Genomic DNA, 20,008 nt, shown 5'->3' on the forward strand with positions numbered 1-20,008 from the left:
GGGTCACCGATGGACCTGAGCAAGGCAGTCTGGCGCAAGGCTTCGCGAAGCACGGTTCAGAACGACAACTGTGTTGAGCTCGCCGCCATTGCGAGCGTCGTCGTCTTCCGGGACAGTAAAGATCCCAACGGTCTCAAGATCCCCATCAGCCGTAACGCTTTCCTCGATCTCACAGACACCCTCAAGGATCTTTAGCAGCCTCCGGAGAGGACGCACTCGGATGGACCGAGGTAAGGCCGCATGGCGCAGGGCTTCTCGGAGCAAGGAAGACGGCTCCAACTGCGTTGAGCTCGCCCGTGTCACCCACTTGATCGCCGTTCGCGACAGCCAAGATCCCGAGGGCCCCAAGCTCTTCATCGGTCACCATGACTTTCGGCAATTTGCAGAGATCATTAGATCTCTCTAGCCGGTTTCGAAGGGCGGCACTCTGATGGGCGTGGGCAAGGTGGTGTGGCGCAAGTCGGCATGGAGCGGCGAGAACGGCGGTGCGTGCGTGGAGTTGGCGTCTGTTCGTGGTGTCATTGCGATTCGTGACAGCAGGAATCCCGACGGCCCCAAAATCCATATCAGCCGCGGCGACTTCCTCGTTTTCACAGGAATCCTCAAGTCTTTATAGGTCGTTCACAAGGGGTTCTGATGGATCCGAGTAGACGGGGTGGCGGAAGTCCTCGCGGAGTAATGAGTCAGGAGACAACTGTGTTGAGGTCGCCGCGATGTCGGATGTCGTGGCATTTCGCGACAGCAAGGATCCTGGTGGTGGTGTGCTGGTGGTGAGCCGTGACGGGTTCGGACGGCTCGTCCAGGTACTCAGGGGCCGCTGACCGGTACCTTTCAATAATTGCACCGCTGCTTGCCAGTCTGGAAGCAGGCTTCGATTGACCAGCGGATCCCGGGGACGCGTACGAGGGCGGGCAACCCCACACCGGTCGCGGCGAGCAGCAGCGGTGGAAGGCCAGCTCGCCGACGCTAGCGCGGCGTCGGATCAGCAGGTGTGATGCCCGTCGGCTCGTCTCGGGGTGGTGTGATGACGAACCAGGCCCAACCGAAGTCATGACGACCCCCGGCTGCCGTACTAGGTCAGCGCCTTGGGGGCGTAGTGGTGGACGCGGCGCAGGTAGTCCACGGCATGGTCAGTGGCAGGGTCGTGGTTGAGGCGTTCACGGTAGAAGTACAGGCGCTCTTCGCAATCGTCGATGATCTCTCCCCACGTGCGTGCCCAGATCCGCACGCCACCCTCCCACTCGGCGATGCAGCCCGGCGGACGGTTGGGGGCGGTGGCATCGCGGCGTACCACGTTGTCCATCGCCGTCGAGATGACCCAGAAATCCCACTTCACCCCAGTGTCGGCGAACTGGTGGTCGCTGACGACGGCCTCGGCGTAACTCTTGATCTGCCCTACCTCAGCCTGGCCTACCTTCACAGTCGGCGCCTTCAGCTCCACCACCAGGTGCTCTCTACCAGAGCTGCCGCGAACTGCACGGCCGAGCAGCAGATCGACGATGCCCTTCCTGCCGTCCTCCCGGAGGACGGGGGACACCTGCTCGGGCACCGGGTGCCGTCCCAGCGCCTGGAGATGACGCTGGAGGACGGTATCGAGACTCCGATCGCTGACCATGAGCGCGTAGGCGTCGCCGAACACCCACGTCTCCCGTTCGAGGATCTTGTGCAGTTCGCTCCGCTCCTTGACGGTCCTACTGGTCTTCGGATCGAAGACCATCTGCTTGAGCGCGGCGATGAAGTCCAGGCGCGCGGAGACCTCGGTCGTCGCCCGGATGATGTCGGAAAGGCTGGTGCGTTGGAGCAGCCGCCGGAGGTCGTCCTGCTCCGATTGCGGAAGCCGGAACAGCTCGTCCAGCACGGGGTAAAGGCCACTGGGATCATGTGCCACGATCTCGCGTAGCAGCCGTAGCGTGGTCCGGCGGTTCTGGACGGCCTTGGGCAGCCGCCGCGCGACCGTCGTGGCGACCTCGTCGAAGAGCTGCCTTTCGACTGCCTCGGCCGGTTCGGACGGCTCGCGCCGGTAGGGGTAGACGTCCTCGTTCTTCCACTCCTGGATCAAGCGGGCCCGCCGCTCCCGGTCCCGCTCGCGGAAATGCTTCTTCAGCGCATCACGGGCCGCGTTCACGAGACCGGCGAGATCGTCGTCCATCTCCGCGATTTCCAGCGTGTCGCGCCGGTCGCTGAACCCGTCCCACATCAGATAAGCGGTGAAGTGGTAACCCGGGGCCTGGATGCCCGCCGGCAGCTCGGCCAGCACCACCCCGTGAGAATCGCACAGTGCCAGCGCCCGTCCCACGTCCTGCGGCCACTCGATGATCCGCAGCACCGGACCAGGTGGGCCCTCGACCTTTCCGTTCGGACACGCCACCTGGTATTCGGCTGTATGCACCCAGACGGTCGACGGGTCGAGGGCCTGACCCATGTAGGTGATGGTCACGTCGGGAGCCGCTGTCAGGAACGGAGCGAACACCGACGTCAGTTGGTCACGTGTCCCGGACTCAGTCAGACGTCCGGCGAATCCGGCGGGCGCCGAAGCCTCCACTTTCGTGCCGGTCGGAACACCGTCGTCGACGGTCTCGGGTTCGGACACGGTGAAGTCCGCGGGCGAGTCGATGGTGCCGCTGATCGTTGTGCGTTCCCGTCGTCCGACCGCGTTGAGTGCGGTCGTCACCCAGCGGATCTGCTCGCCCAACGCGAAAGCCTGCAGCCGACCCTGTCCGCTGCGTCCATGCAGGCCACGCCGGAGCTTGGGGGACACCTTCGCAGTGCTCTTCCACGACCCGCCCAGTCGCCCGAAGTAGTCACCGCACGAGGCGTGGGGCATCCCGTGGCCGTCGTCGTCGACGCTCACGTACTCGACCCCGCCGAGCTCGTTGACCTCGACGTCCACCACGATGTTGCAAGCCTCGGCGTCAAGGGCGTTCCAGATCATCTCTGCGACCGCCCCCAGCGGGTCCTTCAGCCTGGCGAGTCGCAGCAGGTGATCAGGTCGAGCCTCAATGTGCACCGTGCGCATCAGGTCACTATCGCAGATCGGCCAAGGCTCCTTGGCTCTCGGAAGATTCTCCAGCGGCGCCGATCGACACGGCGACTGGAGGGTCGGGTCAAAGCCTTCCTGACAGGTGACAGTTGTGGGGGATTTCTGGCAGTGCGGAGACGGCTGCGCGACCGTAAGCTCACCGTCGTCCTCGCGGGTTCCCCTGGCCCGGTAGAACCGGTCGGGCCTTCTTGCCCACGGCGCGTCTCCGGGTCGATACCTTCGGGGCATTGGTGGCGGACGCGCCGCAGGCGGGCGACAGCGTGATCGGTGGGTATGGGCGTGGTCGAGGCGTTCATGGTGCGGCAGGGCCGGGAGCTGGGCAGGCGGTACCGGCTGGACGGCCCGCTCGGCCGCGGCGGGATGGGCGAGGTGTGGCGGGCCGTCGACCTGCGGCTCGATCGGCCCGTCGCCGTGAAGCTGCTGCCGCTGAGCGACGACACCGACCCCGCGCTGGTCGCGAGGTTCCGCCGGGAGGCGCAGCTTGCCGCCGGGCTACAACACCCTGGCATCACCGTCGTGCACGACATCGACCAGGACGGCCCGCTGCTGTTCCTGGTCATGGAGCTCCTCAACGGGCGTGACCTGCGGCGGGTCCTCAGCGAGCACCCGGGTGGGCTGCCCCTCGCGCGGGCTGTGCACATCACCGCGCAGGTCGCGTCGGCGCTCGGCGCGGCGCACGCGCGCGGTGTGGTCCACCGCGACGTCAAGCCGTCCAACCTCATCGAGGCGGACGGCGGCTGGACCAAGATCTGCGATTTCGGTATCGCGCGGTTCGCCGAGACCTCGACGAACCTCACCGGCGGCAGCTCGCTCGGAACACCCGCGTACATGGCCCCCGAGCAGTTCGAAGGCCACGCCGTCGACGGGCGGACGGACCTCTACTCGCTGGGTTGCGTCCTCTACGAGCTGCTGACCGGGCGCCCGCCGTTCCCCAGCGGCAAGGGCCTCAGCGCGCTGCTCTACCACCACCTGCACAAGACCCCTGACGACCCGCGCATGATCCGCCCCGACCTGCCCGCGGAACTCTGCGAGCTCGTCCTGAACCTGCTGGCCAAACGTCCCGCGGACCGCGTCCCGGACGCCGAGACGGTCCTGCTGCGCCTTCGGCCGTCCGGTGCGGGCCGGGCTTCGAGCACGTCCGAGGCCCCCGTCGAGGAATGGCACCGCACGGGCCTCGAACTCTTCGGCGCGAAGGACTACGCCGGGGCTCTGCCGTTCTTCCAGAGCGTCCTCGCGGAGAGGACGCGGCGTCTCGGGACGGACCACGAGGAGACGCTGACCAGCTGTTACCTGGTCGCGGCGACCCTGTACTACCTGGACCGCGAGGTCGAGGCGCTGCCGCTGGCGGAGCAGGTCCTCGCCGCGCGCATCGGCCTGCTCGGGCCCGAGCACCCGACCACGCTGAACGTCCACCATCTGATCGCCGCCGTCCGTGTCGGCCTCGGGCGCACGGCGGAGGCGCTGCCCGGCCTCCTGTACGTGACGGACGGCCGCTCGCGCGTCCTCGGCCCCTACCACGAGGACGCCGTCGACAGCCGCTGCCTCGCGGCCACCTGCCTTCACCTGCTCGGACGGAGCGAGCACGCGCGGCAGCTCCTGCTGGAGATCGTCGGCCCGCTGCTGCGCCTCTTCGGCCCCGACGACCCGCGCACCAAGCAGTGCCAGGAGACCCTGAAGGACGTCACGGCCGGCTGAAGGATCAGAAATCGGCGTCCTACTAGGACGTTCACTGACCTATTGGGCCCCTAGCGTTGTGGATGTCAGCACGACGAGAGGGAGCACGCGATGTTGCGAGGACCTGCCACCACCAGCTTCTGGGCGCACGATCTGGAGGCCGCCAAGCGCTGGTACACCGAGTTCCTGGGCATCGAGCCCTACTTCGACCGCGCCGGGCCGGACGGGCGGACCGCCTACTACGAGTTCCGCGTCGGGGACGAGGAGCACGAGCTCGGCCTGATCGACGGCCGGTTCCGGGCGCCCGGCGCGGCGTCCGGTCCGGGCGGGGCGGTCATGCACTGGCACGTGGACGATCTCCAGGGCACCTTGGACACGCTGCTGTCCATGGGCGCCGAGCAGTACCAGCCGCTCACCGAGCACGGCCCGGGGTTCGTCACCGCGTCCGTGGTCGATCCGTTCGGCAACGTCCTCGGCATCATGCACAACCGGCACTACCTGGAGGTGCGGGGCCGGTGATGCGCTTCGCGGACGCCGCCGAATGGGAGTCGTGGCTGGCCGAGCACCACGAGGACGAGGGCGGGGTGTGGCTGAGGATCGCCAAGAAGGGCGCGGAGGAGACCTCGGTGACGATCGCGCAGGCCCTGGACGTGGCGCTCTGCTACGGCTGGATCGACAGCCAGCGCAAGTCCCTGGACGAGCACGGGTACCTCCAGCGCTACTCGCGCCGCCGCAAGGGCAGCCCGTGGTCGCGGGTGAACGTCGAGAAGGTGGAGGCGCTGACCGCCGCCGGACGGATGAGGCCGCCCGGCCTCGCGGAGGTCGCCGCCGCCCAGGCGGACGGACGGTGGGCGGCGGCCTACACCGCCCAGCGCGAGGCCACCGTCCCTCCCGACCTGGCCGCGGCACTGGCCGCCCACCCGGACGCCGCCGCGCGCTTCGACGCGCTGGGCAAGACCGGCCGCTACCAGCTGATCCTCCCGCTGCTCAAAGCCAGAACCACATCCGGACGCGAAGCCCGGCTCCAGAGGACGATCCGCGCGCTCCGCGAAGATGATCAGAAGCGCGACCGGCCCGGCAGCACTCGGTGAAAGGACGGCGGTCCACGCCTTACAGGGCGTCACGGCGTAGGTTGCGATGGAAAGCGACGTACTGGCCGACGAAGAAGAGCACGGCCCAGAGGAGAAAGATCGGGCTGTAGACGATGTGATCGCTGAACAGGGCGCCCACGGCCCCGGCGAGCGAGCCGAACATGGCCGTCACGCTCAAGGCGAAGGTGCCCCGGATCTTGATGAAGGCCCCGACCAGCAGCGTCATCGAAATCCCGGGCGAGATGCCCAAGAGCAATTCCGGCGGAAACTCGGCGACCAGGTCCGTCTGGTAGGGGAGTGTGATGGCTAAGACGGAGATCGCGAGCCCGCCCAGGGTGCCTAAGAACATGACTTCCTCCCGCTTCGAGGTGACGGCGTCGTTATGCCCGGCCCTAGGGATGCCGAGGCGACCACGGCGCGCATGGCCGAATGTGGCGTCGTGCCAGAGCGGGTGCGGCGGGTCGCCCCTCCCTGACGGCTCCTCTCACGGAGCCTTGGACTCCTCTTCGGAGCGTGACTTTTTGCGGGGTTTGCGGAGGGAGCCTGCTTGCGCCCGCTCGTCCGGGTGCGTGCGGACGCGGAGGAGGCTCGCGATCGTCGTGACCACCAGGATCAGCAGGATCACGCACAGGGAGAGGGGCGTCGGGATCTCGGGGATGGAGTGGCTGACGTCCTCGTGGAGGAACAGCAGGATCAGTTTCACCCCGATGAACGCCAGGATCAGCGAAAGGCCGATCGAGAGGTAGACGAGCCGTTCCAGGAGCCCTTCGATGAGGAAGAAGAGGGCGCGCAGGCCGAGCAGCGCGAAGGCGTTCGCGGAGAAGACGATGAACGGCTCCTCCGTCACGCCGAACACCGCCGGAATGGAGTCCAGGGCGAACAGCAGGTCGGTGCTCCCGATCGCGATGAACACCAGCAGCAGCGGCGTCATCACGCGCTGGCCGTCCTCGTGGGCGAGCATCCGCCCGCCGTGGAAGTCCGTGCTCACCGGCAGGATCCGCCGGGCCCGGCGGACGAGCCAGGTGTCCTCGACGTCGGGTTCCTCCTTGCGGTGGCGGACGAGCTGTACGGCCGTCCAGATCAGCACCAGCCCGAAGAACAGGAACGTGAAGGAGAAAAGGCTGATCGCCGCGGCGCCCACCGCGATGAGGATCGTCCGCAGCACCAGCGCCGCCGCGATTCCGAACAGCAGCGCCTTCTGCTGGTACTGCTCGGGTACCCCGAAGCGCGAGAAGATGATGACGAAGACGAACAGGTTGTCGATAGACAGGCTCTTCTCGACGATCCAGCCGGAGAAGTACTCCGTCCCCGCGGTCGAACCGCCGAGACCCCACACCGCCAGCCCGAAGAGGACGGCGACGGCGACGTAGAAGACCGACCAGAAGGTGGCCTCGCCGAGGCCGACCGCGTGCGGCCGCCGCACGGCCACCAGCAGGTCGAAGACGAACAGGACGACGATCAGCCCGATCGTCGCGGCCCAGGCCCACGCGGATATGTCGACCATGCCGGCGGCTCCCCAGAGGACGGGACTTCGGCGGACTCATTTCCGTTCTGGACCAGATCAACCCGGGGGAGCGGCGGGCACCGCCGGATCCGGGTGACAGTCCTGGCCCGGGAGCCCGGGCTCAGCCGGCCCGGGCTCAGTAGACGAGCGCCTGCACGTCCTCGGAGGAGATCTCCTCAACGAACGTCGGCGCGCCGGCGATGCGGACGCCGGGCAGCACGTCGTCCGGGCCGATGTCCCGCCGGGCCGCGCATTGCGTGCACAAGGTCACCTGCCCGGCTGAGAGGATGACCGAGAGCAGATCCTCCAAGGGGGTCGCGTGCGGGAGTGAGAACCCCTCGGCACGGCCCGGCAGGGAGAACCAGGACGACTCACCGGTCAGCCAGAGCGAGACGGGCACGCCGCTCGCCACCGCGGCGGCGGCCACCGTGAACGCCTGGTTGCACCGTTCCGGGGCGTCCGCCCCCGCGGTCACCTTGATCACCAGAGGTCTCGCCATACAGGGAACTCTAGCCGGGGCGGTACCATCCCGTGGCGTGAGCGGAATGGTGAACGCGGGTGTTCTGGTCCTCGTTCTCGGACTGGTGGCGGTGGCGGCCGTCCTGCTCGTGATCCGGCTCGGGCGGCTGAAGTAGCGGACGCCGCCCACGGGCCCCGATTCCCTTCGCGCGGGAAGGCGCCCTGCGCCGCTACGCTCGGTCCCCATGGAGCCTGAGCTGCACCCGGACCTTGAGCCTCTGAAGTTCCTGCTGGGCACGTGGGAGGGCGCCGGCGTCGGCGGCTATCCCACGATCGAGGACTTCAACTTCGGGCAGGAGATGTCCTTCACCCACATCGGGAAGCCCTTCCTGATCTACGCGAGCCGCACCTGGATGATCGAGAAGGACGGGACGCTCGGGCGGCCGCTCGCCACCGAGACGGGCTACTGGAGGCCGCGTCCGGACCACCAGGTCGAGATGACCCTGGCCCACCCCACCGGGATCGTCGAGATCTACGTCGGCAACGTCGCCTTCAACCGGGTCGAGCTGCAGACCGACGTCGTGGCCCGCACCGAGTCGGCCAAGGAGGTCACCGCCGGGACGCGCCTCTACGGCCTCATCGGCGAGGATCTGGGCTGGGCCTACGACATGGCGGCGATGGGCCAGAAGCTCCAGTCCCACCTCTCGGCCCAGCTCAAGCGCGTCGCCTGAACCCGGACGGGCCGTGGCGCCGACCCGTCTCCGCCGCGGGGACGATCCGTCCCCGGAAATGAGCGATCCCCGGACCTTCCCGCATGGGGCGGGGGATGGACAGGACGGGTCCATCAGTCCGGGGACCGGGTAACTGCCTGGGATTCGCCGGTCACCGTCGCGACCGGTTGCCGCCGCCTGGGGCGGCGGCGCCGAGGCGGAACGGCGACTAGCGGACAGCCACCTCGCGAGTCCTGAAATCAACCATTTCTTGGACCACCTCCTTTCGCGCGTACCCGCACGTTATGTGAGCCCCTCCGGACGAGGCAAGCGAGTTTCCGGCGATCTCATCCGGCATACACTCGTTGCATGGTCGAGTCGTGGCAGGAGGAGCTGCGCGCCAAGGGGTACCGGGTCACGCCGCAGCGTCAGCTTGTGCTGGAGGCCGTCACCAACCTCGAGCACGGGACTCCTGAGGAGATCTGCACCGAGGTGCAGCGCACCGCCCGCGGTGTGAACATCTCCACCGTCTACCGGACGCTGGAGCTCCTGGAGGAGCTGGGACTGGTCAAGCACGCCCATCTCGGGCACGGCCCGCCCAACTACCACCTGGCCGCGAACGCCGAGCACATCCACCTCGTCTGCCGTGGCTGCCACACGGTCGAGGACGTCGATCCGCGTGCGGCGGCGGAGTTGGCCAACGGGCTGGAGCGCGATTTCGGGTTCGAGACCGACGTGCACCACCTCACCGTCTACGGGCGGTGCAAGGACTGCCGGGGCGCATAGTCTGGGCTTCATGGAGAGCCCGCTTCTGCAGTCGCCCGGAGCCGTCGCCGCCGATGCGCCCGACCAGGAGGTCGCCGCGCACTACGGGGAGCCGACGCAGGAGCAGCGGGCGCTCGAAGCCGGTACCGCGTTCGTCGACCGGAGCAACCGCGGTGTCGTCCGCGTCTCCGGGCCGGACCGGCTGAGCTGGCTGCACAGCCTTCTGAGCCAGCGGCTGGACGTGCTGAAGCCGTTCGAGCCCACCGAGGCCCTCCTGCTCAGCCCGAACGGGCACATCGAGCACCACCTGTACCTGATCGACGACGGTGAGGCCGTCTGGGCGCACGTGGAGCCCGGCACGGCCCCGTCCCTCGTGGACTTCCTGGACCGGATGCGGTTCATGCTGCGGGTCGAGGTCGCCGACGTGTCCGCCGACTACGCCGTCATCACAGGGCCGCCCCAAGACGGGGGCCTGGCGTGGCCGGACGTAGCCGGTACCGAGACCCGCATCGTCCCCCGCGCGGACGGTTTCCCGGCGGATGTCCGTCCCGCAGGCATCTGGGCATACGAGGCGCTGCGGATCGCGGCGTACCGCCCCCGATTCGGCCGCGACACCGACCACCGGACGATTCCCCACGAGGTCGGCCTGGTCGAGACCGCCGTCCACCTGAACAAGGGCTGCTACCGGGGGCAGGAGACCGTCGCGCGCGTCCACAACCTCGGCAGGCCACCGCGCCGGCTCGTGTTCCTGCATCTGGACGGCAGCGTCGACCGGCTGCCCGCCCAGGGGGACCCGGTCGAGATCCCCGGCGGCCGGACGGTCGGCGTGGTCGGCTCGTCGGCGCGGCACCACGAGCTGGGTCCCATCGCCCTGGCGCTCGTCAAGCGGAACGTGCCGGTGGAAGGCGAGTTGCTCGCGTCCGGGATCGCCGCCGCGCAGGAGGTCGTGGTGTCGCCGGACACGGGCGCGAACGCCCAGATCACCCTCCGTCGACGTCCCGCAGGTCGCGCCTGATCCCGCGACACCGCTGGGATGCCTGTTTCAGGTGGAGACGGGGCAAACCACGGGTAAAAGCGCGACTGTGGGGGCAATATCGTCTGATGTAGACGATTTCTGCCCGGCCGCCGTCCGGGGAAGGTGGATTCCTACGATGGTCGCGAATCTGGGCAAGGCGGAGCCACCGGCCGCCAGACGGGGGACCCGGCGTCGCCGCCGACGAGAGTCGGCGCTGGTGTGGTGGGCGCTGTTCGCCGCCTTCGGTGTGGCCGCCTGGATGCTGCACTCGTGGCGCGTCGCCCTGCTCGGCCTGGTGGCGTGGTGCCTGTACCAGTTCGTTCTCGTCCCCACCTTCTGCCGGGTCATGACGCGCCAGGGCTATTCGTGCACAGAACGTGCCCGGGGCAGGCTTTTCGCTTGCAAACAGAGTCACCAGCGTGTGAAGACGGACGCGCTGTGGCGCATGGTCGGGCTCCGGAACCCACGCGGCCGCAAGGCCAGGGAAGAACACGGTGACACCGGTGTCGTGGTCTTCTCACCGGCCGTCCGTGGACGGCTCGCACCCGCCGACCGCACGCTCATCATGCTTGCGGCAGTCGGGACCATCGTCTCCCTCGTGGGGACGGTCTACGGCCTCGGCTGACTCACAGGTCCACGACGAGCGTGATAGGGCCGTCGTTGACGAGTGAGACCTTCATGTCGGCCCCGAACACCCCCGTCTCGACCTTGGCGCCCAGTGCCCGCAGTTCGGCCACGACGGCGTCCACCAGGGGCTCGGCCACCGGGCCTGGGGCGGCGGCTGTCCAGGTGGGCCGGCGCCCCTTGCGCGCGTCCCCGTAGAGTGTGAACTGGCTCACCACGAGCAGGGGCGCGTCCACGTCCGAGCAGGACTTCTCCCCGTCCAGGATCCGCAGCCCCCACAGCTTCGAGGCCATCCTGCGGGCCTTCCCACCATCGTCGCCGTGCGTCACGCCGACCAGGACCATCAGGCCCGGCCCGCCGATCTCCCCGACGACGCGTCCGCCGACCGACACGCTCGCCTGGCTCACCCGTTGGACTACAGCACGCATGACCATGCATTCTGCCCCTATGGGAGCTACGACGCTCATCACGGTGGCGCCCACGGGCGCGGAGTCCGCCAAGGCGGACGTCCCCGCCCTGCCCGTCACCCTCGATGAACTGGTCCAGACGGCCAAGGAGTGCGAGGCGGCGGGCGCGGCCGTCATCCACGTGCACATCCGCGACGACGACGCGCAGCCGACGCTCGACCTGTCCTTGCTGCAGGACACGGTGCAGGCGCTGCGGGAGGGCACGGGACTGGTCGTCCAGCTGTCCACTGGGGGCGCGGTCACCGACCCGTACGCGGACCGTCTCCGCGTCCTGGACGCCGCACCCGACATGTGCTCGCTCACCTGCGGGACGGTCAACTTCGGCGACGACGTGTTCATGAACCCCTGGCCGTTCATGGTGGAGCTCTACAAGCGCACCCAGGACATGGAGGTCGTCCCAGAGTTCGAGTTGTTCGACCTAGGGCAAGTGACGGCCCTGCACCGCCTCTTGGACAAGCACGGCCCGCCCTATGGCGGCCACGTCCACTGCGACCTGGTGATGGGCGTCCCGGGTGGGATGCCAGGGGACACCCGCACACTGGTCGCCGCCGTAGAGGCCCTCCCAGAGGGCGCCACCTGGTCCGCCACGGGCGTGGGCCGGACGACCCTGCCCGTCATGCTCGCCGCGCTCTCGGCGGGCGGGCACCTGCGCGTCGGCATGGAGGACACGCTCACGTTCGCGAAGGGCCGCCCGGTGACGGCGAACGCCCAGCTGGTCGAACGCGCCGCCGCCGCGTCCCACCTGGCGCAACGTCCCCCCATGACCCCCGCCGCCGCAAGATCCCTCCTAGCCGTCAAGCCCCGCTGAGCCCCGGCCTTATCCACAGAACGTCGTTCGGGTTCCGTTCTCGGGGGCGGGTATTCGACCATGGACGCGACGGATCGAGCCGAGGGGGCGACAGTGGACGGAAACCCGGTGCTGGTCGAGGTGGAGCGCTCAGGATTTGTGGAGTCCTGGCATCGCGGGGCCGCGATCGGGCTCGCGGGCGACGGGTCGGTCGCCGTCCGCGCCGGGGCCCCGGAGGCGCCGATCTTCCCGAGATCGGCCAACAAGCCGATGCAGGCCGTCGCCATGCTCCGCTCGGGTCTCGCTTTGGAGGGTGAGCTGCTCGCGCTGGCCGCGGGCAGCCACTCCGGCGAGGACTTCCACGTCGAAGGCGCGGAGAAGATCCTCGCCGGGGCCGGCCTCGGCGCCGCCGACCTGCGCTGCCCCGAGCAGTGGCCGCTCGACCTCGAGGTCGCGCGGACCGTTGGCGGCAAGTCCCGGCTGCGCATGAACTGCTCCGGCAAGCACGCCGCCATGCTCGCCACCTGCGTGGCGGCCGGCTGGCCCACCGCGACCTACCTGGACCCGAACCACCCACTGCAACTCGCCGTCCGCAAGGTCGTCGCGGACCTCACCGGCGAACGTCCCGTCGCCGTCGGCGTGGACGGCTGCGGCGCGCCCCTGTTCGCGGTGTCCACCACCGGGGTCGCACGCGCCTTCCGCGCCCTCGTCCTGGCCGAGCCCGGCTCCCACGAACGCCGCGTCGCCGACGCCATGCGCGCCCACCCGCACTGGACGTCCGGCACGCGCCGCGAAGAACGCCGCCTGATGGACGCCGCGCCGGGCCTCCTCGTCAAATGCGGCGCCGAAGGCGTGGACGCCTTCGCCTACGCCGACGGCCGCGCGGGCGCCGTCAAAATCGACGACGGCGCCATGCGCGCCCGCACCCCGGTCACCGTGGCCCTCCTGCGCGCCCTGGAGATCCACAAGGCCGACGGCGTCGACGAGGCGGCCCTGGCCGCCCTGTCAGAGGTCCCCCTCCACGGCGGCGACGCCACCGTCGGCACCATCCGCCCAGCCCCCAACGCCTTCACCCGCGACCCACCCCCCTAACCCCCACCCCGCCCACCGCGCAGCGGTGCCCCTGCTGGCCCCGCGCGCTGTGTGGCCGTACGTCCGTTGGTTCCGCGCGCCGGGACTGCTGGTTCCGCGTGCCGGGTGGCCGTACGCGCTGGCTCCGCGCGTCGGTGGCGGAGCGCCTGGTGGGCTCGTGTGCCGGGTGGCCGCTATGCCTGCTGGTTCTGCGCGCCGGGTAGCGGTGCGGCTGCTGGGTGGGTGCGCCGGTGGCCGTATGCGTTGGCTCCGCGTGTCGGGTGGCCGTATGCCTGTCGACTCCGGGCGCCCGTACGCGCGTCGGTTGGCGGTGTGCCTGTTGGGTCCGCGTGCCAGGTGGCCGTACGTCCGTTGGGTCTGCGCGCGGGTTGCCGTATGCCTGCTAACTCTGGGCTTCGGGCGTCTAGGTGCCTGCTGGCTCCGCGTGCTGGGTGACGGTGCGCCCGTAGGCTCCGCTTACTGGGTGGCCGTATGCCTTTGCCTGCTGGCTCTGTGCGTCGGGGGCGGTATGTCTGCTGGCTCTGCGCGCCGGGTGGCGGTGTGCCTGTTGGTTCCGCGCGTCAGGGAGGCCGTGCGCGCTGGGTGGCGGTGCGGTTGCTTGGTTTCGCGGGCGGGACGGCGGTATGCCTGCTGGTTCTGCGTGCCGGGTGGCTGTGCGCGCTGGCTCCGCGTGTCGGGTGGCTGGTTTCGGTGCGGAGCGGTCGAAGTGCGTGCTGCGGGCTTTGGTGCGCGGTGGTCGTGAGCCTTGGCCAGGCGAGAGGGCTGGGGCTTCGGGGCTCTGCTTGGCGCTATTGGGCGTTGTCGTTGTACTTGGTCTCGCCTGGGGCGTAGCTGTGGGAGTAGATCCCGGGGGTGTAGACGTAGTAGCCGCCCTGCTCGCCGCCGCGGTGGTTGTCCTGGTCGTTCCGGCGGTCGGGGTTGACCTTCCTGGACGACGCCTCGACGGTCAGCGCCAGCCAGCTCAGCAATGCCACGGTGGCCAGAACGGGGATGAGCCATGCCCAGATCAGCGCGCCCCGGGGGGCGGTGTTGGCCAGGTCCTGCGAGCCGGCCAAGACGGTCGCGAGCATGCGGTCCACCTCCTGACCTGGTATGTGCCCGCTTCGAGGGTCGATATGGGGGGCGGGGAGGCATTCGCCCGACATCATCGTGATGCGGAGCGTTCCGAGGAGTCGCCTTGGTGGTCGCTTGACCTCACTTGAGCGCGGGCACCGTGTCGGGCGCGGGGCGGGAGACGATCGAGCGGTTCCGGCCGGCGGCGGCGCCGGGGATGGTCATGAGTGCGGCGACCACCAGGACCCCGGCGATCGGAACGCTCCAATTGCCGGTGACGTCGTGCAGCGCGCCCACGGCCAGCGGGCCGAGTGCCGCGATGACGTAGCCGACGCCCTGGGCCATACCGGACAGCTGCGTCGCGACCTGCGCGTCGTGCGCCCGCAGGCCGATGAAGGACAGCGCCGTGGCGAAGCCGAGGCCCTGCCCGAGGCCGAGGACGACCGTCCAGCACCAGATGGAACCGATCGGCGCCCAGGCGACCCCGGTGAAGCCCACCATGCTGAGCGCCGCCGTCGCGAACACGAGGGGACGCTGGTCGCGGGTGCGGCGTTCGATCACCGGGACGGCCAGCGAGCCGAACGCCTGTGTCGCCGCGGACAGCGCCAGGGCGTATCCGGCGGGCGCCTCGTCCATGCCGCGGTCCTGGCAGATCGTCGGGAGCCAGCCGAGCACCACGTACGCCAGCAGCGACTGGACGCCCATGAAGATCGTGACCTGCCAGGCCAGGCCCGAGCGCCACACGAGGGCGGCGACCCCGCGCGCCGACGGGGCGGACGGGGCGGAGCGCGCGGCGCGGGCCGCCCGCAGCGCCCGCGGAAGCCAGATGGCCCCCGCGATCGACGCGGGGATCGCCAGCAGTCCGAGAGGGAGCCGCCATGAGGCGTCGAAGGCGTCTTCGACGGGCACCGCCAGCCCGGACGCCAGGCACGCGCCGACCGTGATGGCCACCGTGTAGATGGACGTGACCGTGGTGATCGACCCCGGGTGGTCCCGCTTGATGATCGCCGGCATGGCGATGTTGCCGATGCTGATCGCGATCCCGGCGACCAGCGACCCGGCGAACAGCGGGAACGGCGCGTCCACCAGGCGCAGGAGCAGGCCCGCGACGAGCAGCGCCATCGCGGTCACCAGCAGCGTCTCGCTGCGGGGCGCGCGGCGCAGGAACGGCGCGAGCAGCCCGTACGAGCCGAAGAAGACCAGCGGGAGCGTGGTGAGCGCCCCCGCCGCGGTCCCGGACAGGTGGAAGCCCTCGCGGATCTCCGTCAGCACCGGTCCCACCGCCGCCAGCGCCGGGCGCAGGTTGACCGCCACGACGACGATCAGCGCGATCTGCACGAACACCGCGCGCCGGGCCGTGCTCCGGCCTGCCTCGGGCCGAGCGCGCGTCATCGTCCTGCCTCTTCACCGTGCGCCGGGGCGGGCCCGTCGACCGGCCATTCGCCCAGGGGCGACTCGGAGGGCGCCTCTTGTTCCGGGGACCCGGGGGCGGACGCGCGGGCGACGAGGGTCTCCAGGATGGCCAGGGACGGCTCGACCACGGCGGCGGCGGCCTCTCCGGCGGCGATGGGATCGCCCGCCGCGATGGCGTCGAGGACGGCCCGGTGGCGCGCCGGGCCGGCCTCGGGGACCTCGTGGTCGAGGCGGATCGTCCGCATCGTCTCCTGCAGCCGGCCGATGAAGAAGCGCATCGCCTCGATGAGGACGGGGTTCCGCGTGGCCTCGGCGATGCCGAGGTGGAAGCGCCCGTCGGCGGCGCCGAACTCGTCGGCCTCGGTCGCCTCGTCCCGGGCGCGGAGCAGCTCCTCCAGGCGTGCGAGGTCGGCGTCCGTCCGGCGGCGCGCGGCCAGGCGCGCGGCCTGGACGTCGTAGGCGAGCTGGACCTCGAAGACGTCCCGGGCCGTCGCGCGGGTCACGCGGCGGAGCAGCGGGCGCGGGTCGGCGCTGCTGCGCACGTAGGTGCCGTCGCCGCGCCGCACCTCCAGCATGCCGACATGCGAGAGGGCCCGGATCGCCTCCCTGACGGCCGGACGGCTCACGCCGAGCCGCGCCGCCAGCTCCGTCTCCGCCGGGATGCGGCCGCCCACCGGCCACGCGCCGCCGCTGACCTGGGCCTGGAGCTGATCGAGAACGGCGTCGACGGTCGATCCGCCGGGAACGGGGCGCAGTGCCACAGGACCTCCTCGTAAGACGTCAGACATCTTACTGAAGAGATTCCCCTCCGGACGGGCTCGGTCACCTCGAAGACGAACGTCGCCTGTCGTTCGGGTGGTCGTTGCTTGGGACCAGGTGTGCACGCCGCTCGGCTGGCACGTCACGAACGCCCCGGCGGACGGCGCGGACCCGCGGTGGTCGGCCGGGAGGGGTCTCGGCGATCACCGCGGGCTCGAACAACGCCCGCCGGGCCGGTCGGGTGCGGGGTGGCGGGATGCGACCGGCCCAGCAAGCGCCGCGTTCAGACGCCGTTAACGGCGGCGCGGGAGTGAATGGTGGCGTTTCGGCGAGTGAGACCTCTCCGACGTGTCCTGTCGGTGCTCGTCGTCGGCGTGGTCGTGCTCGTCGTCCGCTGGTTCGTGGTGCGCGGGGTCGAGCGCGGCGGCTTCGAGCCGTTCGGCTTCGCGGCGTGCCGCCTCCCATTCGGCGGCGGTGGGGGCGGCGTCACGGCGGTTGCGCTGGGACGGGCTGCCCTCGATGATCCCGCCGGTCACCGCGCCGCGGTTGGGGAGCCCGGAGTCCTTCTTGCGGGGCCGCCGGAGCTTGCGTGAAGCGGTGAGCGTCAGGGTCAGCCAGAGGGCGAGTGCCAGGAAGACGATGATCGGCCCGGCGACCCACAGATATGGGTCCCCGACCTTGTTCGCTTCGGCGAGCATGTGGCGACACCTCCTCGCCACCGCCTCTACCCGATGTCAGGGTTTCAACCATCCGGCCTTGCGATTCCGCCGTTCTCCGGGGTCACATGCCGCGGTACTGGGATATGGAACCCGACGTCGTCAGTGTGAACGTCCGCATGGACTCGGCGAACTTCGAGAGGTCCCATTCCGCTGGGCCCTCGTACCAGTAAAGGTTGTCGGCGCCTTGCTGGCCCGCGTCCTTGACGGTCTCGGACCACTTAGCGACGACGTCGAAGACGACCGCGTACGGGAGGAACCGGGAGTAGAGCGCGATGCGCTGACGGGAGGCGTCGCCCTCCGGGAGGACGCCGCGTTCCAGGAAGGCGCGGAAGCCGATGGTGTGCGCCAGGACGGTCGCGCCGCGCGCGGTCTTCGCGGGCATGTACTGGCCGCCGTAGGCCAGCGCGGCGCCCGCGATGATCACGGCGAGGCCGGCGAGCGCCCATTCGGTGGTGAGCGCGAGGGCGACGGTTCCGGCGATGCCGAGCAGGGTCAGCGCGATCCCGGCGATCGTCCACCGGGACCGGACGGTGTCGGGACGGCGCGCGAACCAGCCCTGCTTCACCACGTCGTCGTACATCGCCGAACGGACCTGGGCGAGCCGCGTGGCGAACGTGCCGCCCAGCGCGGACAGCTTGACCGCGTCGCGGGCGCTGCCGTCGGGGTTGCTCAGCAGCGCGTCCAGGAGGATTCGCTCGTAGGGGAGCAGATCGACCTGCGGACGGTCGAGGCGGCGGAGCGTCCAGTCGAGGCGCCCGGTGACGGCGCGGTCCTCCTCCTCGATCAGCAGGTAGCCGCGGACGGCGAGGTCGACGATGGTGGCGGTGACGTCGATCACGTCGGCCTGCTCGTCGATCAGCGTGCCGATCTGGCCGGGGCGGACGCCGTCCGGCGGCTCGAACTCGCTGCCCGACACCGGGGCGTGGTCCCCCTCGGCGGCCTTCTTGCCGACGACGCGGGCGTCGCGTCCGCGCAGCAGGTAGAGCGCGGCGAGCCCGCCGCCGAGCAGCACCAGCAGGCCGAGCAGGGCGGTGCCCGTGACCGCGTTGACCGAGAACGCCGTCGCGACGTTGCGCCGCCGCTCGTAGAGCGCCTTGCCGCCGGTGGTCCCGGGCGGGAAGCCCGCCACCACGGTCAGGTACTCGCCGGGCAGCATCTGCTGCTGGCTGTAGATGCCCTCCGTGTGCGTGTGGTTCGTGTAGAACTGCGTGCATCCGATGGTGCTCTGCAACGGTCCCGCGAAGCAGTTCACGTTGCGGATCGGCGCGCCGCCGCTGACCGTCGCCCGCGCCTCGGTCACCGGGACGCTCCACCCGCCGACCGCGGGCCAGCGCAGTTCCTCCAGCGAGCCGAGCAGGGCGATGGCGCCGCGCAGGTCGTACTCCAGGACGACCGTCCGCGCGCCCGTGAGGTTCCCGCGTCCGGTGACCCGGACGACGGTGCGGGTGCCCTCGCCGGACGAGGAGACCTTCGTCGGGCCGCCGTCAGGGCTGCTGGCCCGCAGGTTGCCGAGCTTGTAGACGCGGTCCTCGGTGACGCTGTCATGGGCCCGCGTCACGAACGTCCGCCGGAAGCCCTTGTTCCCGGCGAACTGGTAGACGATCGTCTCCCGCACGCGTGTCACACCGCCCTGGCCTGCGGTGAGGGTCACGTCGTCCTTGAGCACGCGTTCCGTCGCGGCCGCCGCACCGGGCGCCGTCGCGGTCCGATCGTCCGGCGTGGTCGCGCTCGCCTCCGTGGCCGCGCCGACCGTGAGGGGCAGGAGGGCGGCCGTCGCGACGACCAGGGCCGACGGTCGCAAGCGACACAACGCCGCAAGAGCAGACATGGGCGCAAATGGTATCGGGAATGCGTGCGATGATTCTTCGCTATGGCAGGTCACCACCCCCCGCCGCCGTACGGCACGCCTGCCCACGGTCCGCCCCAGTACAGGTACGCGCCGCCGCGGAGGCCGCCGCGCCGGAGCGCCGGGGGGACGATCGCGGGCATCGTCGGCGGGCTCACGTCCCTCGTCGTTCTGGCGATCCTCGGAATGTCGGTGCTGGGGGGCAACGGCGGCCTCGGGGCCAGGGCGGGACCGGCGTCGCGCGGGACCGTCGCGCGCACGACCGCGACCGACAACAAGCTGTACGGGACGGGCGCGCTGACCCCGGTGCGGTGCACGCTGCCGCGGATCGACGCGGACGCCGCGTCGATGCGGCGGTTCATGGACGTCCTGAGCGACTGCCTGGACGCGTCGTGGACGAGGCAGTTCGCCAAGGCCGACATCTCGTTCGACCCGCCGAAGCGGGTCTTCTGGGATCAGGCGGGACGCAGCCCCTGCGGGACGTATCCGAGCCCGGGGGCGTCCGCCTTCTACTGCCCGGCCAACAACACGATGTACGTGGGGCTGCGGCACATCGTCGAGACGTCGGGCGGGGAGCCGCTGTCGCATTTCGCGGTGTTCGCCCGGGTGATCGCGCACGAGTACGGCCACCACGTCCAGGACCGCGCCGGGATCCTGATCTACGGGCATCAGGAGATGGACAGGGGCGACGCCGCGGTCCGGGCCGAGGCCAGCCGCCGCATCGAACTCCAGGCGCAGTGCTTCGCGGGCGCGTTCCTGGGCGCGGAGCGCGGCACGCTGCCGATGACGCGCGAGCAGTACCTCGCGATGATCCAGGACGTCCGCGGGCGCGGCGACGAGCGGCTGCCGCCCGACCAGCGCGACCACGGATCGGGGCGCAACTACTCCGGCTGGGTGGTCATCGGCTACCGCGGGCAGCGGCTTGAGGTCTGCAACACCTGGACGGCCCCCGCCGCGAAGGTCGGCTGACCTGCCCGGTTCCCGTCCCGG

The 20,008-nt window shown here is 70.2% G+C and carries 24 protein-coding genes; 14 read left to right on the forward strand and 10 right to left on the reverse strand.

Features of this window, described 5'->3' with window-relative positions; all coding sequences use genetic code 11:
• Positions 1–9 precede the first annotated feature (9 nt).
• From AGRA3207_RS26265 to AGRA3207_RS26280, 4 genes are all read left to right on the forward strand, one after another.
• Positions 10–195, forward strand: coding sequence for a DUF397 domain-containing protein (locus tag AGRA3207_RS26265; RefSeq protein WP_231329679.1), 186 nt, complete (start codon positions 10–12; stop codon positions 193–195).
• Positions 196–220: 25 nt separating this feature from the next.
• Entirely contained in the window at positions 221–406 is a 186-nt protein-coding gene (locus AGRA3207_RS26270) for a DUF397 domain-containing protein (RefSeq protein ID WP_231329680.1), read from the forward strand.
• A 30-nt stretch (positions 407–436) separates the two neighbouring features.
• Positions 437–616 carry a DUF397 domain-containing protein gene (locus AGRA3207_RS26275; RefSeq protein ID WP_231329681.1) on the forward strand — a complete coding sequence of 60 codons (180 nt, stop codon included), beginning with the start codon at positions 437–439 and terminating at the stop codon, positions 614–616.
• Positions 617–713: 97 nt separating this feature from the next.
• Positions 714–821, forward strand: a complete 108-nt coding sequence (locus tag AGRA3207_RS26280) for a DUF397 domain-containing protein (protein ID WP_338028221.1) — start codon at positions 714–716, stop codon at positions 819–821.
• Between the two features lie 251 nt (positions 822–1,072).
• On the opposite strand, the gene AGRA3207_RS26285 is transcribed toward AGRA3207_RS26280, so the two are convergent.
• Positions 1,073–3,016: an ATP-binding protein gene (locus AGRA3207_RS26285; RefSeq protein WP_231329682.1), complete on the reverse strand. Its 1,944-nt coding sequence runs from the start codon at positions 3,014–3,016 to the stop codon at positions 1,073–1,075.
• A 297-nt stretch (positions 3,017–3,313) separates the two neighbouring features.
• Between AGRA3207_RS26285 and AGRA3207_RS26290 the strand changes: the two genes are divergently transcribed.
• From AGRA3207_RS26290 to AGRA3207_RS26300, 3 genes are all read left to right on the forward strand, one after another.
• Positions 3,314–4,735: a serine/threonine-protein kinase gene (locus tag AGRA3207_RS26290; RefSeq protein ID WP_231329683.1), complete on the forward strand. Its 1,422-nt coding sequence runs from the start codon at positions 3,314–3,316 to the stop codon at positions 4,733–4,735.
• Positions 4,736–4,825: 90 nt separating this feature from the next.
• A complete protein-coding gene (locus AGRA3207_RS26295; RefSeq protein WP_231329684.1) occupies positions 4,826–5,233 on the forward strand; it encodes a VOC family protein in 408 nt (135 codons plus the stop codon).
• Positions 5,233–5,805 carry a YdeI/OmpD-associated family protein gene (locus AGRA3207_RS26300; RefSeq protein WP_231336395.1) on the forward strand — a complete coding sequence of 191 codons (573 nt, stop codon included), beginning with the start codon at positions 5,233–5,235 and terminating at the stop codon, positions 5,803–5,805. Before AGRA3207_RS26295 ends, AGRA3207_RS26300 begins: the two co-directional genes overlap by 1 nt.
• 19 nt (positions 5,806–5,824) lie before the next feature.
• Here the strand turns inward: AGRA3207_RS26300 and AGRA3207_RS26305 are convergent, their stop codons facing one another.
• From AGRA3207_RS26305 to AGRA3207_RS26315, 3 genes are all read right to left on the reverse strand, one after another.
• On the reverse strand, positions 5,825–6,154 hold the full coding sequence (locus tag AGRA3207_RS26305) for a hypothetical protein (protein WP_231329685.1): 330 nt from the start codon (positions 6,152–6,154) through the stop codon (positions 5,825–5,827).
• A 135-nt stretch (positions 6,155–6,289) separates the two neighbouring features.
• Positions 6,290–7,309 (reverse strand): TerC family protein, encoded by a 1,020-nt coding sequence (locus AGRA3207_RS26310; RefSeq protein WP_231329686.1) that lies wholly within the window; start codon positions 7,307–7,309, stop codon positions 6,290–6,292.
• Between the two features lie 136 nt (positions 7,310–7,445).
• Positions 7,446–7,808 (reverse strand): DsrE family protein, encoded by a 363-nt coding sequence (locus AGRA3207_RS26315; RefSeq protein WP_231329687.1) that lies wholly within the window; start codon positions 7,806–7,808, stop codon positions 7,446–7,448.
• 205 nt (positions 7,809–8,013) lie between these two features.
• Here AGRA3207_RS26315 and AGRA3207_RS26320 point away from each other — a divergent pair, with 205 nt between their 5' ends.
• The 4 genes from AGRA3207_RS26320 (at position 8,014) to AGRA3207_RS26335 (ending at position 10,883) form a co-directional block, all read left to right on the forward strand.
• On the forward strand, positions 8,014–8,499 hold the full coding sequence (locus tag AGRA3207_RS26320; RefSeq protein ID WP_231329688.1) for a heme-binding beta-barrel domain-containing protein: 486 nt from the start codon (positions 8,014–8,016) through the stop codon (positions 8,497–8,499).
• A 348-nt stretch (positions 8,500–8,847) separates the two neighbouring features.
• A complete protein-coding gene (locus tag AGRA3207_RS26325) occupies positions 8,848–9,264 on the forward strand; it encodes a Fur family transcriptional regulator (RefSeq protein ID WP_231329689.1) in 417 nt (138 codons plus the stop codon).
• 10 nt (positions 9,265–9,274) lie between these two features.
• Positions 9,275–10,258 (forward strand): CAF17-like 4Fe-4S cluster assembly/insertion protein YgfZ, encoded by a 984-nt coding sequence (gene ygfZ / locus AGRA3207_RS26330; RefSeq protein WP_231329690.1) that lies wholly within the window; start codon positions 9,275–9,277, stop codon positions 10,256–10,258.
• Positions 10,259–10,394: 136 nt separating this feature from the next.
• Positions 10,395–10,883, forward strand: coding sequence for a hypothetical protein (locus AGRA3207_RS26335; protein ID WP_231329691.1), 489 nt, complete (start codon positions 10,395–10,397; stop codon positions 10,881–10,883).
• Position 10,884: 1 nt separating this feature from the next.
• Here the strand turns inward: AGRA3207_RS26335 and dtd are convergent, their stop codons facing one another.
• The gene (dtd, locus tag AGRA3207_RS26340; protein WP_231329692.1) at positions 10,885–11,310 is read right to left on the reverse strand and encodes a D-aminoacyl-tRNA deacylase; all 426 of its coding nucleotides are present in this window, start codon (positions 11,308–11,310) and stop codon (positions 10,885–10,887) included.
• Positions 11,311–11,329: 19 nt separating this feature from the next.
• Between dtd and AGRA3207_RS26345 the strand changes: the two genes are divergently transcribed.
• Both AGRA3207_RS26345 and AGRA3207_RS26350 read left to right on the forward strand, forming a co-directional pair.
• Entirely contained in the window at positions 11,330–12,157 is an 828-nt protein-coding gene (locus tag AGRA3207_RS26345; protein ID WP_231329693.1) for a beta-keto acid cleavage family enzyme, read from the forward strand.
• A 93-nt stretch (positions 12,158–12,250) separates the two neighbouring features.
• Positions 12,251–13,228, forward strand: coding sequence for an asparaginase (locus tag AGRA3207_RS26350; protein ID WP_231329694.1), 978 nt, complete (start codon positions 12,251–12,253; stop codon positions 13,226–13,228).
• Between the two features lie 788 nt (positions 13,229–14,016).
• Here AGRA3207_RS26350 and AGRA3207_RS26355 read toward each other — a convergent pair.
• The 5 genes from AGRA3207_RS26355 to AGRA3207_RS26375 all read right to left on the reverse strand — a co-directional run bounded on the left by AGRA3207_RS26355 (position 14,017) and on the right by AGRA3207_RS26375 (position 19,000).
• On the reverse strand, positions 14,017–14,298 hold the full coding sequence (locus AGRA3207_RS26355; protein WP_231329695.1) for a hypothetical protein: 282 nt from the start codon (positions 14,296–14,298) through the stop codon (positions 14,017–14,019).
• 124 nt (positions 14,299–14,422) lie between these two features.
• Positions 14,423–15,673, reverse strand: coding sequence for a CynX/NimT family MFS transporter (locus tag AGRA3207_RS26360; RefSeq protein ID WP_231329696.1), 1,251 nt, complete (start codon positions 15,671–15,673; stop codon positions 14,423–14,425).
• Positions 15,670–16,455, reverse strand: coding sequence for a FadR/GntR family transcriptional regulator (locus AGRA3207_RS26365; RefSeq protein WP_273699941.1), 786 nt, complete (start codon positions 16,453–16,455; stop codon positions 15,670–15,672). Before AGRA3207_RS26365 ends, AGRA3207_RS26360 begins: the two co-directional genes overlap by 4 nt.
• A gap of 291 nt (positions 16,456–16,746) precedes the next feature.
• On the reverse strand, positions 16,747–17,151 hold the full coding sequence (locus tag AGRA3207_RS26370) for a hypothetical protein (protein WP_231329698.1): 405 nt from the start codon (positions 17,149–17,151) through the stop codon (positions 16,747–16,749).
• A gap of 82 nt (positions 17,152–17,233) precedes the next feature.
• On the reverse strand, positions 17,234–19,000 hold the full coding sequence (locus AGRA3207_RS26375) for a DUF2207 domain-containing protein (RefSeq protein ID WP_231329699.1): 1,767 nt from the start codon (positions 18,998–19,000) through the stop codon (positions 17,234–17,236).
• Positions 19,001–19,042: 42 nt separating this feature from the next.
• Between AGRA3207_RS26375 and AGRA3207_RS26380 the strand changes: the two genes are divergently transcribed.
• Positions 19,043–19,987 carry a neutral zinc metallopeptidase gene (locus AGRA3207_RS26380; protein ID WP_231329700.1) on the forward strand — a complete coding sequence of 315 codons (945 nt, stop codon included), beginning with the start codon at positions 19,043–19,045 and terminating at the stop codon, positions 19,985–19,987.
• Positions 19,988–20,008 lie beyond the last annotated feature (21 nt).

It is taken from the genome of Actinomadura graeca, assembly GCF_019175365.1.
In the GTDB taxonomy this organism is placed as follows: Bacteria; Actinomycetota; Actinomycetes; order Streptosporangiales; family Streptosporangiaceae; genus Spirillospora; species Spirillospora graeca.

What these genes read in the sequence shown, in the direction of transcription:
- AGRA3207_RS26370 (WP_231329698.1), bottom strand. Translation starts at nt 17,151, where the DNA reads ATGCTCGCCGAAGCGAACAAGGTCGGGGACCCATATCTGTGGGTCGCC.
- AGRA3207_RS26320 (WP_231329688.1), top strand. Translation starts at nt 8,014, where the DNA reads ATGGAGCCTGAGCTGCACCCGGACCTTGAGCCTCTGAAGTTCCTGCTG.
- AGRA3207_RS26315 (WP_231329687.1), bottom strand. Translation starts at nt 7,808, where the DNA reads ATGGCGAGACCTCTGGTGATCAAGGTGACCGCGGGGGCGGACGCCCCG.
- AGRA3207_RS26305 (WP_231329685.1), bottom strand. Translation starts at nt 6,154, where the DNA reads ATGTTCTTAGGCACCCTGGGCGGGCTCGCGATCTCCGTCTTAGCCATC.
- AGRA3207_RS26335 (WP_231329691.1), top strand. Translation starts at nt 10,395, where the DNA reads ATGGTCGCGAATCTGGGCAAGGCGGAGCCACCGGCCGCCAGACGGGGG.
- dtd (WP_231329692.1), bottom strand. Translation starts at nt 11,310, where the DNA reads ATGCGTGCTGTAGTCCAACGGGTGAGCCAGGCGAGCGTGTCGGTCGGC.
- AGRA3207_RS26360 (WP_231329696.1), bottom strand. Translation starts at nt 15,673, where the DNA reads ATGACGCGCGCTCGGCCCGAGGCAGGCCGGAGCACGGCCCGGCGCGCG.
- AGRA3207_RS26290 (WP_231329683.1), top strand. Translation starts at nt 3,314, where the DNA reads ATGGGCGTGGTCGAGGCGTTCATGGTGCGGCAGGGCCGGGAGCTGGGC.
- AGRA3207_RS26345 (WP_231329693.1), top strand. Translation starts at nt 11,330, where the DNA reads ATGGGAGCTACGACGCTCATCACGGTGGCGCCCACGGGCGCGGAGTCC.
- AGRA3207_RS26300 (WP_231336395.1), top strand. Translation starts at nt 5,233, where the DNA reads ATGCGCTTCGCGGACGCCGCCGAATGGGAGTCGTGGCTGGCCGAGCAC.
- AGRA3207_RS26355 (WP_231329695.1), bottom strand. Translation starts at nt 14,298, where the DNA reads ATGCTCGCGACCGTCTTGGCCGGCTCGCAGGACCTGGCCAACACCGCC.
- AGRA3207_RS26325 (WP_231329689.1), top strand. Translation starts at nt 8,848, where the DNA reads ATGGTCGAGTCGTGGCAGGAGGAGCTGCGCGCCAAGGGGTACCGGGTC.
- AGRA3207_RS26375 (WP_231329699.1), bottom strand. Translation starts at nt 19,000, where the DNA reads ATGTCTGCTCTTGCGGCGTTGTGTCGCTTGCGACCGTCGGCCCTGGTC.
- AGRA3207_RS26310 (WP_231329686.1), bottom strand. Translation starts at nt 7,309, where the DNA reads ATGGTCGACATATCCGCGTGGGCCTGGGCCGCGACGATCGGGCTGATC.
- AGRA3207_RS26280 (WP_338028221.1), top strand. Translation starts at nt 714, where the DNA reads ATGTCGGATGTCGTGGCATTTCGCGACAGCAAGGATCCTGGTGGTGGT.
- AGRA3207_RS26380 (WP_231329700.1), top strand. Translation starts at nt 19,043, where the DNA reads ATGGCAGGTCACCACCCCCCGCCGCCGTACGGCACGCCTGCCCACGGT.
- AGRA3207_RS26265 (WP_231329679.1), top strand. Translation starts at nt 10, where the DNA reads ATGGACCTGAGCAAGGCAGTCTGGCGCAAGGCTTCGCGAAGCACGGTT.
- AGRA3207_RS26270 (WP_231329680.1), top strand. Translation starts at nt 221, where the DNA reads ATGGACCGAGGTAAGGCCGCATGGCGCAGGGCTTCTCGGAGCAAGGAA.
- AGRA3207_RS26285 (WP_231329682.1), bottom strand. Translation starts at nt 3,016, where the DNA reads ATGCGCACGGTGCACATTGAGGCTCGACCTGATCACCTGCTGCGACTC.
- AGRA3207_RS26295 (WP_231329684.1), top strand. Translation starts at nt 4,826, where the DNA reads ATGTTGCGAGGACCTGCCACCACCAGCTTCTGGGCGCACGATCTGGAG.
- ygfZ (WP_231329690.1), top strand. Translation starts at nt 9,275, where the DNA reads ATGGAGAGCCCGCTTCTGCAGTCGCCCGGAGCCGTCGCCGCCGATGCG.